Below are 13,016 nucleotides of genomic sequence, written 5' to 3'. Positions count from 1 at the left end.
CCTGCCGAGCGGAGGGCGTGGCCGGGCCAGGCGGGGTGGTGCTGTGCGGTGGCGCACCGGACGTCTGCATAATCGGCGGCATTCCTAGGGGAGGGACCGGCCATGACCGGAAACAGCTGTTCCGAGTGCGGCAGACCGCGGAGCGCGGACGGCGGCGCCGGATCCGGATGCGACTGCGCGCGGAGAGCGGTGGAGGCGATGCGGGCGGAGCGTCAGGCGCGTGCCGCCACTGCGGAGGACCTCGATCCGCTGCGGATACGCCCTTACGTGGCGCTCCCGGATCCGGACTTCCCCGACACGGCTCCGCCGCCCCCACCGCCCCCGCTCCCCCACGAGGCACCGCGACCGCAGCCCTTCCGCCCTGCGGACGCCACTGCGCCGGGGGCCGGAGCCGAGGCGGTCCTGTCGGCGGTCCCGCTCCCGCCCGCCGGCCCGCTCCCGCCCGTGGCCGGAGCGGCGGGGGCCGTCGACACCGCGACCACCGGCGCGGTCAGCCCTGCGGGCGGGACGACGCCGGGGGCGACGGGGTCCGCAGCCGTCAGGCCGACGGGCCCGATCGCGCCGGACGGATCGGAGGGCGGGGTCGTCGGCCCCTGGACGGCGGGAGCCGCGGGCGGCACGGGCGCGGTCGTGACACCCGGCGAGGTCTGGCTGACCGGGCCGGTCGGTCCGGCCGGGGCTGTGCCTCCCGGCGCGGACGGGCCCGAGACCGCCGGGCAGGTGGCCGCCGGGCCGGGGCTCGCGCCGGGCGGGCCCGGTGCGCACCACGTTCCCCTACCGCAGGCCGGGCCGGAGGACGCCGCCACCATGGCTTTCGGGGTCGTACGAGCCCCCGGCGAGCCCGGCGCGGCGTGGGACGACGACGCGCACGAGCTGCCTCCGCTCGACGGCCACGCCCCTGACGCCGCCCCGCCCGCCGGCCGCGCGCCGCGGCGGCGCGCGACCGTCGCCGTCGTCGTCGGCGCGGCCGTTCTCGCCGTCGCGGGGACCGTCGCGTTCGCGGGCGGCCTGTTCTCCGGGGAGCGCGAACCGGACCACGTGTCGATGCCCGACCGGGACTCGAGCGGGCCGAGCCTCAACGTCGGCCCGGACGCGCCGTCCGCTCCTCCGTCGGTGACCGGTTCGCCCTCCGTCTCCTCCTCCGCATCCCCTTCCGCGTCGGCGTCCTCGTCGGGGCGCTCCTCCGCACCGGCCTCGGCGGACGGCACGGCACCCGCCGGGTCCGCTCCCGCGGCCCCGGCCCCGAGCGCGCCGCCGTCGACCGCCGTGGGGACCGGCAGCGTGTCGGAGGAGCAGCCGAGGCGGTCCTCGGCGAAAACGCTGCAGAAGGGCGACAGCGGGCCCGCCGTGACCGAGCTCCAGCTGCGGCTGGCGGAGATCCGGCTGTACGAGGGCCCCGCGGACGGCGAGTACAGCGAAAGCGTCGAGGACGCCGTGGCGCGGTACCAGCAGGCACGCGGCATCAAGGGCGACCCCCTCGGCGTCTACGGGCAGAAGACGCGCCGGTCCCTGGAGGCGGAGACGAGCGAGCCGTGACGAGGCCGGCGCGGAGGCGGGGTGGCGCGCACCCGCCCTTCTTTTGTATCGTGTAGGAACAAAGTGGTTCCGCCCGTACTCCCTGACCGGCGGGCGGGACCGCTCTGTCTTCTTCCCCGCGCCCTGGAGCCACGCCGATGCCGGCCACCACCACGCCCGTCCTGATCGCCCGTGCCCTGCTCCTGGACATGGACGGCACCATCGTCAACTCGGACGCCGTGGTCGAACGCTGCTGGCGCGCCTGGGCCGTCGAGCACGGGCTCGACCCCGAAGAGGCGCTCAAGGTCGTCCACGGACGCCAGGGCTACGCGACCATGGCCGTCCTCCTCCCCGACCGGCCCATGGAGCAGAACTACGCGGACAACCGCGTCCTGCTCGCCCAAGAGACCGCCGACACGGACGGCGTCGTGCCCGTCGAGGGCGCGCCCGCCTTCCTGGCCGCGATCGCCGGCCTCCCGCACGCCCTGGTGACCTCGGCCGACGAGGCGCTGGCCACGGCCCGGATGAACGCGGCAGGACTGCCGATGCCCGCGGTGCGGGTGACCGCCGAGTGCGTGGGCGCGAGCAAGCCCGACCCGGAGGGCTTCCTCAAGGGCGCGGCCGAGCTCGGGTACGGCCCCGCCGACTGCGTGGCGTTCGAGGACTCCGAGGCCGGGATCACGGCGGCCCGCGCGGCGGGCATGCGCGTCGTCGGCGTCGGCCCGAGGGCCGCGGCCTTCGCCCCCGACCTGTACGTGCCGGACCTGACGCACCTCGCGGTGACCGCCCACCCTGACGGCACGATCGAGCTCAGCGCCTGACGGCGTCCGCCTCCCCGCGCCGGACCTTGCCCGCAGGGGCGAGGTCCGGCCTGTGCGGACGGCCGCGACCGGCGAACCGCCGGCCCGCCCCGGGGCGACCGCCGAGGCGGTCAGGCCGCGACGGCCTCGTACAGGCTGAACGCGGCCAGGGCCAGCATCAGCGCGGCGGCGATCCTGGTGATCAGCCGCAGCGGCACGTACTTCATCAGCGTCCGGCCGCCGAGGATCCCGATCCCGGCGACGACCCACAGCGCCAGCACGGCGCCGAGCCCGACGGAGAGCGGGTTGTCGTAACGGGCCGCGAGGTTGGCGGTCATGATCTGGGTCAGGTCGCCGAACTCGGCGACGAGGATGAGCATGAACCCGGCCCCCGAGACCTTCCAGAAGGACTGGTCCGCCGGAGCCTTGATGCTCTCCTCGTCGCCGTCGTCCTTCTTCAGGAGCAGCATCAGCGCACCGGCGAGGAACAGCAGGCCGACGACGGCCTGCACCAGCCGGTGCGGCAGCAGGGTGAGCACGCTGCCGGCCGCGACGGCGAGCCCGACATGGACGACGAAGGCGGCGGCCACCCCGGCGAAGACGTACGAGGCGCGGTACCGGGTGCCGAGCATCAGACCGGCCAGGGCGGTCTTGTCGGGCAGCTCGGCGAGGAAGACGACACCGAACGTGATCGCCATGACGGTAAAGCTGATCATGGAGGGAAAACCTCAATCGGTCGGGCGCGGCCCTGCCGAGAGTCCTGAGCGTTTCAGGGGTCGCTTCGGCACGGCAGCGCCATGAATGACATGGACACTGCGGCCGAAGGTCTCGCTGGCGGTCTCGGACGAGTCCGCCTCCGGGCGCCGGCCGGGCACGAGGCCCGGCAGTATGTCGACGTTCCGGCGAAGAGCTACTCCCCTTACGGTCCCCCCAGCATACGCGACCGTCCGGCCGGCCCGTCAGGGACCTCGGCCCCGGTCTCCGGGGCCTTCGTCGCACCGGGCACGGGCAGTGTCGCGGTGCACAGGGGCGGCGGGAGGGGGCCGTCGCCGAGCCGATGGTCCGGCCTGCGACGGGCCGCGCCGCCGCGGTCAGGGAGTGTCCGTGCCGTCCCGGTGCAGCCGGCCCCGGGCGACGAGCTCCAGGACCACCGCGACGGCGACGGCCTGGACCGCCATCAGGGCCACGAGCACGAAGAGTTGCACCGCGCCCGCCTCCACCGGTGACGCGCCGCCGAGCAGCATGCCGACGAACGCGCCCGGCAGCGTGACGAGCCCGACGGTCCTGGTCTGGTCGAGACCTGGCAGCAGGGCGTCGGAGGCGGGCTCGCGGGCCACTTCCATGCGGGCGTCCCGGTCCGGCAGGCCGAGGGCGAGGCCCGCTTCCACCTCGCCGCGGCGCTGGGCCAGTTCGTCCAGGGCCCGGCGACCGCCGAGGACGGTCGCGGTGAGCGCACCGCCGATGAGGATGCCGGTCACGGGGACGAGGGTGATGCCCTTCACGGGCACGAGCCCGGTCAGCAGCAGGGCCGCGACGACGGGGAGGACGCCGGCGGCGATCGGGAGCGCTGCCCACCACCAGGTGGAGTTGACGGTGATGCGGCGTCCGGCGGTGCGCACGGCGACGGCGTACATCAGCAGCAGGAAGGCGAGGAGGAGCGGTACGGCTTCGACGACCCACCCGATCGCGAGGGAGACGACGGCGAGTTGGGCCGCGGCGCGCACGCCCGCGACGGCGATCGCGCGGGAACGGCCCAGGTGGGCGAGGGCGGCGACGGTCGCCGCGACGGCGAGCAGGACGGCCAGTACGGCCCCGAGGGTGAGGTTGACCGGCAGCAGCACGCGGCAACCCTAGCCCGTGGGACGGACGGTGCCGGAGCGTCAGAACCCTTGATGTGACGTGCTCATGTCGTCACTCTGTTACCTGGCGCCCATCCCCGAGCAACCTGGCGCCGCCAGCATGGCCACGCCTGGGCCCTCCCGCACCGAAGGGCGCGGGGGCGGCCACGATCCCCCCACTACCCAAGGAGTTCGCATGTTTGGTGTCTACGCGCGTCGCGCCCGCCGGGCGGCCGTCCTCGCCGCAGCCTCCGCCGTCGCGGCCACCGGCCTGCTGGCGACCGCTCCCGCCGCGCAGGCCGCGCCGCCCACTCCTGTCAGCGCCTCCACCGCCCGCAGCTACCTCAGCCAGCTGACCGTCGCCCCCGAGGGCTCCTCGACCGGCTACAGCCGTGACCTGTTCCCGCACTGGATCACCCAGTCGGGCGCCTGCAACACCCGCGAGGTCGTCCTCGAGCGCGACGGCTCGAACGTCGTCCAGGACTCCAGCTGCGCGGCCGTCAGCGGCAGTTGGTACTCCCCGTACGACGGCGCCACCTGGTACGCGGCCTCCGACGTCGACATCGACCACATCGTCCCGCTCGCCGAGGCGTGGCGCTCCGGCGCGAACAGCTGGACCACCTCCAAGCGCCAGCTGTTCGCCAACGACCTGACCCGCCCGCAGCTGATCGCGGTCACGGACGACGTCAACCAGGCCAAGGGCGACCAGGACCCGGCCGAGTGGCTGCCCTCGGTCACCTCGTACCGCTGCATGTACGCCCGGATGTGGGTGCACACCAAGTACTACTGGAACCTGAAAGTCGACTCCGCCGAGAAGAGCGCGCTCCAGTCCATACTGAACGGCTGCTGATCGCAGCCCCCGGGCCCGCGCAGGCCGCGTGGAACCAGGCCGCCCCTCCCGTCGTTCCGTACCGTACGGGGCGACGGAAGGGGCACACATGGCCGGGCTGCGCCTGGGGCCGCTGCTGCGGTACGTGGACTGGGACACGGGCACGAGCGCGACCGTCTGGGTCGAGGCGGACCGCCCGTGCACGGCCGAGGTGCGCTGCGAAGGCGGCGGCCACGGCTCCTCGCGCACGTTCGCCGTCGCGGGCCACCACTACGCGCTCGTGGTCGTGACCGGTCTCACGCCGGGCACGACCTCGGGCTACGAGGTGCTGCTCGACGGCGAGCGGGTGTGGCCGCTGCCCGACTCGCGCTTCCCGCCCAGCACGATCCGTACGCCAGATGCGCCCTCGGCGGACGTCGTCGTCTCCTTCGGCTCCTGCCGCTGGGCCGCGCCGCCGGCCGGCGGGCACGACCCGGTGGGCCCGGACGCGCTGGACACCCTGGCCGCCGCGCTCGCCGCCGATCCCACCGCCCGGCGGCCCGACGTGCTGCTTCTGCTCGGCGACCAGGTCTACGCGGACGAGACGTCGGACACGACCCGCCGGTGGATCGCCGGGCGGCGGGCCGCGGCCGGCACGGGCGCCGCGGCGCCGGCGGAGCAGGTCGCGGACTTCGAGGAGTACACCCGCCTGTACGACGAGTCGTGGCTCGACCCCGAGCTGCGCTGGCTGCTGTCGACGGTCCCCAGTTGCATGATCTTCGACGACCACGATCTGGTCGACGACTGGAACACCAGCGCGTCCTGGCTCGCGGACATGCGGGCGAGACCGTGGTGGCAGGAGCGGGTGACCGGCGGACTCATGTCGTACTGGGTGTACCAGCACCTGGGCAACCTCTCCCCCGCCGAGCTGGACGCCGACGAGCTGTACGGGCAGCTGCGGGCGGCCGGGGACGGGACCGACGCGCTGCGGAAGTTCGCGCTGCGGGCGGATGCCGACCCGGCCTCGGTCCGCTGGAGCTACCGCCGCGACTTCGGCCGTACCCGGGTGCTGATGGTCGACACGCGGGCCGGACGCGTGCTGGAGGAGCAGGCCCGGGCGATGCTCGACCCGCAGGAGGCCGCGTGGCTGCGCGACCAGGCGCTCGACGGCCGGGGCTCGCTCGATCACCTGCTCGTCGGCAGCTCGCTTCCGTGGCTGCTGCCGCCCCTGATCCACGACGTGGAGGAGTGGAACGCGGCGCTGTGCCGGGGCGGGCGGGGCGCACGCTGGGCGCGGCTGAGCGAGCGGGTGCGCCAAGGCGCGGACCTGGAGCACTGGGCGGCGTTCCCGGCGTCGTTCGAGAAGCTGACGCGCCTGATCGCGGAGGCGGGCGCCGGTGAGGACGCCCCCGCGACGGTGTGCGTGCTCTCCGGCGACGTGCACCACGCGTATGTGGCGGAGCCGGTGTGGCCGGCGGCCGGGCGGCCCGCGGCACGGGTGCTCCAGCTGACGTGCTCGCCGCTGCACAATTCGGTGCCCGCGGCGATCCGGGTCGGGTTCCGGTTCGGCTGGAGCCGGTTCGGGAGGCGGCTGGGCCGCGCGCTGGCCCGGCACGGCCGCACGGGCACCCCGTCCGTGAACTGGCGGCGTACGGGCGGTCCGTGGTTCGGCAACCAGCTGATGACCCTGACGCTGCGGGGCCGTTCCGCCGCGCTGCGGCTCCAGAAGGCGGAGGGCCTTGAGGAGGTGCGGGGCGGAGCGGCGCGGCGGCTGACGACCGTGCTGGAGCGGACCCTGACAGGCGGCCCCTGACGGACGGCCCCTGACCGGGCGTCGCGTTCCGGCCGTGCGGGCGTGTGACGTGGACCCGGCCCGGTGGCCTGCGGCGTGACACCGGCATGATGAGGCGGACGATCCGCTTCCAGCGCCCGTCGCGCACCCCACATGCCCCGGGAGTCAGTGTTGTCCGCAGGTTCCGCGCAGTCCCCCCGCCCCTTTGCGATAGCCCTCGTCGGAGCAGGCCCCCGCGGCACGTGTTTCCTCGAACGGCTCTGCGCCTCCGTCCCCGACCTCGCCCCGGACACGCCCCTGACCGTCCATGTCGTCGACCCCGCCGCTCCCGGCGCCGGCCGTGTGTGGCGCACCGACCAGAACGCCGAGCTGCTCATGAACACGGTGGCCTCGCAGGTGACGGTGTTCACGGACGACAGCGTCGCCTGCGAGGGGCCGATACGCCCGGGGCCGAGCCTGTACGAGTGGGCCGCCGGCCGGTGCGGCGAACGACTCGGCCCCGACGACTACCCCACCCGCGCCTGCTACGGGCGCTACCTGGAGTGGGCCTTCGCCCGCACGGTGGGCTCGGCGCCGGAGACGGTGGAGGTACGGGTGCACCGGGCTCTCGCCGTACGGCTGGAGGACGACCGTGACGCCCCGGCCGACGTACGGGACCCGCTGCAGTCGCTCCGGCTCGACGACGGCACGATGCTGTCCGGGCTGAGCGCGGTCGTGCTCGCGCAGGGCCATCTGCCGGTGGTTTCGCGCCAGTCCACGGCTCAGCTCGCCGACTACGCGGCCCGCCGGCCGGGGCTGCGCCACTTCCCGCCCGCCAACCCGGCCGACCTCGACCTGTCGGGCATCGCCGCCGGGGAGCGGGTGCTGCTGCGCGGCCTGGGGCTCAGCTTCTTCGACCACCTGGCCCTGTTGACGACGGGCCGCGGCGGCTCGTTCGTCCGCGACGGGGAGCGGGGGCTCGTCTACCGTCCGTCCGGGCGCGAGCCGGAGCTGTACGCGGGCTCGCGGCGGGGCGTGCCCCACCAGGCGCGCGGCGACAACGCCAAGGGCCCGTCGGGACGGCACGAACCGCTGGTGCTGACTCCGGGGGTGATCGCCGGCTTCCGTGAGCGGGCCGAGGCGGGGCACCCGGCCGACTTCCTCTCGGAGATCTGGCCGCTGGTCGCCAAGGAGGTGGAGACCGTCTACTACGCGTCCCTGCCGGCGGTCCGGGAGCGTGAGACCGCGGGCGCGGTCACAGGCTTCCGGGAGCGGTTCCTGGCGTCGGGGCACGGCAGTGCGGAGGAGGCCGAGACGCTGCAGGCGTTCGGCGTGGCGGAGGCGGACCGCTGGTCGTGGGACCGCCTCGCGCGCCCGCACCGGGGCGAGGTCTTCACCTCCCGCGCCGGTCACCGGGCCTGGCTGCTCGCGTATCTGCGCGCAGACGCCGCGCACGCCGGGCTCGGCAACGTCGAGGGCCCGGTGAAGGCGGCTCTCGACGTGCTGCGCGACGTCCGCAACGAGCTGCGCCTGATCGTCGACCACGGAGGTCTGACCGGTACGTCCCGCCGCGACCACCTCGACCGCTGGTACACGCCGTTGAACGCGTTCCTCTCCATCGGCCCGCCCCGGCGCAGGATCGAGGAGATGACGGCGCTGATCGAGGCGGGCGTCCTGGAGGTGGTGGGGCCGCGGATGTCGGTGGGCACCGAGGCCGGGCTGTTCACGGCGCAGTCGCCGGACGTGCCGGGGTCGGCCGTGACGTTCACCACGCTGATCGAGGCGCGACTGCCGGAGCCGGATCTGCGCAGGACGGACGACGAGCTGCTGGGCCGGCTGCTGAAGACAGGCCAGTGCCGCCCCCACGCCATCGACGGTTACGAAACCGGAGGTCTGGATGTCACACCGCGCCCGTACCGTCTGGTCAACCGTCAGGGGCGGGCGCATCCACGCCGGTTGGCGTTCGGCGTGCCCACCGAGGGCGTGCACTGGGTGACCGCGGCGGGCGCCCGGCCGGGAGTGGACTCGGTGACGCTGTCGGATGCCGACGCGGTCGCGCGTGCGGCCCTGCGCTCGCTCGCCCCGCCGCTCGCGGGCGCGGGCCGCGGTCCGGGCAGGGACCTCGAGGCCGGCGTCGAGAGCGGGGCGGAAATCGGACGACGGCCGAATGTTGAACTTGCAAGTATGAATTAGGTCCGCCTAACCTGGACCTCCTCATCGGTTCCGTCCCCCATGACCGAAGGAGTCCCATGGCAACCCCCACATTTCCCGGTCGGCTGCATCAGGCGCAGCCGTACGCACTCGGGCTGTTCCGCATCGTCTTCGGCCTGCTGTTCCTGTGCCACGGCGCCGCCTCGCTGTTCGGCGTGCTCGGCGGGATGAACGGCACCACCGTGGAGACCGGCGTCTGGCCCGGCTGGTACGCGGCGGTCATCCAGCTCGTCGCCGGCGCGCTGGTGCTGCTCGGCCTCGGCACGCGCATCGCCGCATTCCTCGCGTCCGGCTCGATGGCGTACGCCTACTTCTCGGTGCACCAGCCGGAGTCGCTGTTCCCGCTCCAGAACGGCGGCGAGGCGTCCGTCATGTTCTGCTGGGCGTTCCTGCTGCTGGTCTTCACCGGCCCCGGCGCGCTCGCGCTCGACGGCCTGTTCGGCGCGCGCGGCGCCGAGCGGGAGGGCGGGGGCACCCGCGCGCAGAAGACGGCCGTGACCGCCTGACGTCCCAACCGCTCTTCCCCGGGCGGCCGTTGGGTTGCCCGTGTCCCAGCCGGGCTCCGCGCGCGGAGTGGTGGCGGCGCCCGGTCCCTCGTCACGAGGGGCCGGGCGCTTCGCGTTCCTCGCGCCTGTCGTACGCGCCCCCTGGGGGTTCACGCGGTGTACGACATCTCGCTCCCCTCCCGCACCCCTCCCGATCTCTGCGCGTCACCCGGGCGTACGCTGTACAGCTGTCAAGCCGCCCCCTGACGCCCCTCGCGACACAGCGGCCTTGTCACCGGAACCGGGGAGAGAACAAGGTGCTGGAGAGTGTGGGGTCGCTGACCGGCAGCCCATGGATCTACGCCGTCGTGGCCCTGTCCGTCCTCCTCGACGTCTTCCTGCCCGTCCTGCCCAGCGGTGTGCTGGTGATCACGGCCGCGACCGCTGCCGCCGCGGGCTCCACGGCGACCGTCGCGGGCGCGGCGGGGCAGGTGCAGCGCGAAGTACCCTCCCTGCTCGTCCTCGTGCTCTGCGCGGCGACCGCGTCCGTGCTGGGCGACCTGGTCGCCTACCGGCTCGCCTGGCGCGGCGGCGACCGCTTCGACCGCGCCATCGCCCGCTCCCGCCGCCTGACCAGAGCGCAGGAACGTCTCGGCGCCGCGCTCAGCCGCGGCGGCGGAGCGCTCGTCGTCATCGCCCGCTTCGCGCCCGCCGGACGGTCGGTCGTCTCGCTGGGCGCGGGCGCCGCACGACGCACGGTGATGGAGTTCCTCCCGTGGTCGGCCCTGGCCGGTCTGGCCTGGGCCGGCTACAGCGTCGGCCTCGGCTACTTCGGCGGCCAGTGGCTCGGCGCGAGCTGGGTCGGCGCGGCGGTGTCGGTGCTGGCGCTGTTCGCGGCCGGGTCGCTGGCCGCCTACGTCATGCGGCGTCCGGCGCCGACCGCCTGACGGCCCCGCCGCGCACCTCGAGCCCTTCGAGGAGCCTGCGGGTGGCCTCGGTGATGTCGTCGACGGCCTGCTCGAACACCTCCCGGTTGTGCGCGGCGGGCGCCCGGAAGCCGGACACCTTGCGCACGTACTGCAGAGCGGCGGCGCGCATGTCCTCCTCGGTGGCCTCCTCGGGGAGCACGGGCGGACGAAGGGTCTTGATGCTGCGGCACATGCGTCCAGTGTGCCGCGCGCCACTGACAGCCCGCGAGTGTCGGGCCTGGGGAGGAAAAGCGGCGGGGGCCCGTCAGGCCGGTCCCGGGCGGACAGTAGAGTGCGGCTCCGTCCCCTCCCCCGCTTCCCGAGGTACCCGACTCCGTGACCCCCGCACCGCGCCCACCTGCAGTGACCGTCGTCGGGATCGGCGCGGACGGCTGGCCGGGGCTCGCCCTCGCCTCCCAGGACGCCCTGCGCGGAGCCGAGGTGATCATCGGCGGTACGCGGCAGCTGGCGCTGCTGCCCGGCGAGTGCGGCGGGGAACGGGTGCCGTGGCCCAGCCCCCTGCGCCCCGCCGTCCCCGGGCTCCTCGCCGCGCACGCCGGGCGCCGCGTCGCCGTCCTCGCCAGCGGCGACCCGTTCTTCCACGGCATCGGGCGCGCCCTCGCCGACGAGCTCGGGCCCCACGCGCTGCGCGTGCTGCCGCATCCGTCCTCCGTCTCGTACGCGTGCGCCCGGCTCGGCTGGCCCGTCGAGGACACCGGCGTCGTCACGCTCGTCGGCCGCCCGGCGGCCCGCCTCGCCGCCGCCCTGCACGACGGGCGCCGCCTCCTGGTGCTCAGCACGGGCGCGGACACGCCCGCCGAGGTCGCCGCCCTGTTGCGGGACCGCGGCTACGGCCCGACGCGGATGCGCGTGCTCGCCCAGCTCGGCGCCGACGCCGAACGGCACGTCGACGGCACCGCCGACACCTGGGACACCGACGCAGCCTGCGCCGTCGACCCGCTGAACGTCATCGCCCTCGACTGCCGCCGCGCGCCCGGCGCCCTGCGGCTGTCCGCCGCGCCGGGTCTGCCGGACGAGGCGTACGAGCACGACGGCCAGCTCACCAAGCGCCATGTCCGCGCCGCCACCCTCGCGGCGCTCGCGCCCGCGCCCGGCGAACTCCTGTGGGACATCGGCGGCGGGTCGGGGTCGATCGCGATCGAGTGGATGCGCACGCATCCGTCGTGCCGCGCGGTCACCGTCGAACGCGACGCGGTGCGCGCCGAGCGCATCGCCCGCAACTCCGACACCCTCGGCGTGCCCGCCCTGCGCGTCGTGCGCGGAGCGGCGCCCGAGGCCCTGGCCGGGCTGCCCGCGCCCGACGCCGTGTTCATCGGCGGCGGGCTGACCGTCCCCGGCCTGCTGGACGCCTGCTGGGACGCGCTGGCGCCCGGCGGCCGGCTCGTCGCCAACACCGTGACGCTGGAGTCCGAGGCGCTGCTCGCCGAGCGGTACCGCGCGCTGGGCGGCGAGCTCGTACGGCTCGCGGTCGCACACGCCGTGCCCGTCGGCGGGTTCACCGGCTGGCGCCAGGCGATGCCGGTCACCCAATGGTCCGTCACCAAGAGCGGAGAACTGTCATGACCGTGTACTTCATCGGTGCGGGCCCCGGAGCCGCCGACCTGATCACCGTGCGCGGCGCGCGCACGCTGGCGTCGTGCGGCGTGTGCCTGTACGCGGGCTCCCTGGTCCCCACGGAACTGCTGGCCGAATGCCCGCCGGACGCGCGCCTGGTGGACACGGCCCGGATGGACCTGGACGCCATCACGGCCGAGCTGGTCCGCGCCCACGAGGAGGGCCACGACGTCGCCCGGCTGCACTCGGGAGACCCGTCGGTCTTCAGCGCGGTCGCCGAGCAGATGCGGCGGCTGGACGCGGCGGGTGTGCCGTACGAAGTGGTCCCGGGCGTACCGGCGTTCGCGGCGGCGGCCGCGGCGCTGAAGCGGGAGCTCACGGTCCCGACCGTGGGCCAGACGGTGATCCTGACGCGTGTCGCCCAGCAGGCGACGCCGATGCCGGAGGGCGAGGACCTGGCGACGCTGGGCAGGAGCGGGGCGCTGCTGGTGCTGCACCTGGCGGCGCGCTATGCGGACCGGGTCGTCGACGAACTGGTCCCGCACTACGGCAAGGACTGCCCGGCGGCGGTCGTGGCGATGGCGAGCCGCCCGGACGAACTGGTCCTGCGGGGCACGCTGGAGGACATCGCGGACCAGGTGAAGTCGGCGGGGGTGACGCGGACGGCGGTGATCCTGGTGGGCCGCACGCTGGCGGCGACGCAGTTCCGCGACAGCCATTTGTACTCCCCGGAACGCGACCGCCACACCTGCTGACGGGCCTGCCCCGGGGGGCGCCCGGCACGGGTGCGCGGCCCAGGCCCCCGGGATGCGCCCGGCACGGGCGCGGCGCAGGCCCCTGGGCCGAGAGCGCCCCGAACGTGCGACGCCCCCGTTGCGTTGTGCCCACCTCCCCCGGACTCCGTCCGGGGGTGCCCCCATCGCGCAGCGGAACAGTTGCCGACAACCGTGGCCAGATCCCGCGCGGCGAAGCCTGCGCGAACGGCGCCGGGGCAGAGCCCCAGGGCTCGCGCTGGGGTTCGGGGCGCAGCCCCACAGATCCCGCG

12 protein-coding genes are annotated in these 13,016 nt (G+C 74.9%); 9 read left to right on the top strand and 3 right to left on the bottom strand.

Features of this window, described 5'->3' with window-relative positions:
• Window positions 1-102: 102 nt before the first annotated feature.
• Entirely contained in the window at window positions 103-1,536 is a 1,434-nt protein-coding gene (locus HW130_RS14940; RefSeq protein WP_177150046.1) for a peptidoglycan-binding protein, read from the top strand.
• Between the two features lie 137 nt (window positions 1,537-1,673).
• Complete coding sequence (locus HW130_RS14935) at window positions 1,674-2,336, top strand: HAD-IA family hydrolase (RefSeq protein ID WP_177150045.1); 663 nt, start codon at window positions 1,674-1,676, stop codon at window positions 2,334-2,336.
• A 110-nt stretch (window positions 2,337-2,446) separates the two neighbouring features.
• Here the strand turns inward: HW130_RS14935 and HW130_RS14930 are convergent, their stop codons facing one another.
• Together HW130_RS14930 and HW130_RS14925 are read right to left on the bottom strand one after the other, a co-directional pair.
• Window positions 2,447-3,031: a TMEM165/GDT1 family protein gene (locus HW130_RS14930; protein WP_177150044.1), complete on the bottom strand. Its 585-nt coding sequence runs from the start codon at window positions 3,029-3,031 to the stop codon at window positions 2,447-2,449.
• 375 nt (window positions 3,032-3,406) lie between these two features.
• Complete coding sequence (locus tag HW130_RS14925) at window positions 3,407-4,156, bottom strand: ABC transporter permease (protein ID WP_177150043.1); 750 nt, start codon at window positions 4,154-4,156, stop codon at window positions 3,407-3,409.
• A gap of 193 nt (window positions 4,157-4,349) precedes the next feature.
• On the opposite strand from HW130_RS14925, the gene HW130_RS14920 reads away from it, so the two are divergent.
• The 5 genes from HW130_RS14920 (at window position 4,350) to HW130_RS14900 (ending at window position 10,375) form a co-directional block, all read left to right on the top strand.
• Window positions 4,350-5,003 carry an HNH endonuclease family protein gene (locus HW130_RS14920; RefSeq protein ID WP_177150042.1) on the top strand — a complete coding sequence of 218 codons (654 nt, stop codon included), beginning with the start codon at window positions 4,350-4,352 and terminating at the stop codon, window positions 5,001-5,003.
• Between the two features lie 88 nt (window positions 5,004-5,091).
• Window positions 5,092-6,774: an alkaline phosphatase D family protein gene (locus HW130_RS14915; protein ID WP_177150041.1), complete on the top strand. Its 1,683-nt coding sequence runs from the start codon at window positions 5,092-5,094 to the stop codon at window positions 6,772-6,774.
• A 132-nt stretch (window positions 6,775-6,906) separates the two neighbouring features.
• On the top strand, window positions 6,907-8,925 hold the full coding sequence (locus HW130_RS14910; protein WP_177150040.1) for an FAD/NAD(P)-binding protein: 2,019 nt from the start codon (window positions 6,907-6,909) through the stop codon (window positions 8,923-8,925).
• Between the two features lie 56 nt (window positions 8,926-8,981).
• Complete coding sequence (locus tag HW130_RS14905) at window positions 8,982-9,449, top strand: DoxX family protein (RefSeq protein WP_177150039.1); 468 nt, start codon at window positions 8,982-8,984, stop codon at window positions 9,447-9,449.
• A 296-nt stretch (window positions 9,450-9,745) separates the two neighbouring features.
• Window positions 9,746-10,375 carry a VTT domain-containing protein gene (locus tag HW130_RS14900; protein ID WP_177150038.1) on the top strand — a complete coding sequence of 210 codons (630 nt, stop codon included), beginning with the start codon at window positions 9,746-9,748 and terminating at the stop codon, window positions 10,373-10,375.
• Here HW130_RS14900 and HW130_RS14895 read toward each other — a convergent pair.
• Window positions 10,347-10,589: a DUF2277 domain-containing protein gene (locus HW130_RS14895; protein ID WP_177150037.1), complete on the bottom strand. Its 243-nt coding sequence runs from the start codon at window positions 10,587-10,589 to the stop codon at window positions 10,347-10,349. The genes HW130_RS14900 and HW130_RS14895 overlap by 29 nt on opposite strands.
• A 143-nt stretch (window positions 10,590-10,732) precedes the next feature.
• On the opposite strand from HW130_RS14895, the gene cbiE reads away from it, so the two are divergent.
• Both cbiE and cobM read left to right on the top strand, forming a co-directional pair.
• On the top strand, window positions 10,733-11,980 hold the full coding sequence (gene cbiE / locus HW130_RS14890) for a precorrin-6y C5,15-methyltransferase (decarboxylating) subunit CbiE (RefSeq protein ID WP_177150036.1): 1,248 nt from the start codon (window positions 10,733-10,735) through the stop codon (window positions 11,978-11,980).
• The gene (gene cobM / locus HW130_RS14885; protein ID WP_177150035.1) at window positions 11,977-12,726 is read left to right on the top strand and encodes a precorrin-4 C(11)-methyltransferase; all 750 of its coding nucleotides are present in this window, start codon (window positions 11,977-11,979) and stop codon (window positions 12,724-12,726) included. Before cbiE ends, cobM begins: the two co-directional genes overlap by 4 nt.
• The last annotated feature ends 290 nt before the right edge of the window (window positions 12,727-13,016 follow it).

The sequence above is a fragment of the Streptomyces sp. PKU-EA00015 genome, assembly GCF_013387495.1.
In the GTDB taxonomy this organism is placed as follows: domain Bacteria; phylum Actinomycetota; class Actinomycetes; order Streptomycetales; family Streptomycetaceae; genus Streptomyces.
Note: the sequence above shows the minus strand (reverse complement) of the source record. Positions and strands in the feature narration are given on the sequence as shown.

What these genes read in the sequence shown, in the direction of transcription:
- HW130_RS14940 (WP_177150046.1), top strand. Translation starts at nt 103, where the DNA reads ATGACCGGAAACAGCTGTTCCGAGTGCGGCAGACCGCGGAGCGCGGAC.
- HW130_RS14935 (WP_177150045.1), top strand. Translation starts at nt 1,674, where the DNA reads ATGCCGGCCACCACCACGCCCGTCCTGATCGCCCGTGCCCTGCTCCTG.
- HW130_RS14930 (WP_177150044.1), bottom strand. Translation starts at nt 3,031, where the DNA reads ATGATCAGCTTTACCGTCATGGCGATCACGTTCGGTGTCGTCTTCCTC.
- HW130_RS14920 (WP_177150042.1), top strand. Translation starts at nt 4,350, where the DNA reads ATGTTTGGTGTCTACGCGCGTCGCGCCCGCCGGGCGGCCGTCCTCGCC.
- HW130_RS14915 (WP_177150041.1), top strand. Translation starts at nt 5,092, where the DNA reads ATGGCCGGGCTGCGCCTGGGGCCGCTGCTGCGGTACGTGGACTGGGAC.
- HW130_RS14910 (WP_177150040.1), top strand. Translation starts at nt 6,907, where the DNA reads ATGCCCCGGGAGTCAGTGTTGTCCGCAGGTTCCGCGCAGTCCCCCCGC.
- HW130_RS14905 (WP_177150039.1), top strand. Translation starts at nt 8,982, where the DNA reads ATGGCAACCCCCACATTTCCCGGTCGGCTGCATCAGGCGCAGCCGTAC.
- HW130_RS14895 (WP_177150037.1), bottom strand. Translation starts at nt 10,589, where the DNA reads ATGTGCCGCAGCATCAAGACCCTTCGTCCGCCCGTGCTCCCCGAGGAG.
- cobM (WP_177150035.1), top strand. Translation starts at nt 11,977, where the DNA reads ATGACCGTGTACTTCATCGGTGCGGGCCCCGGAGCCGCCGACCTGATC.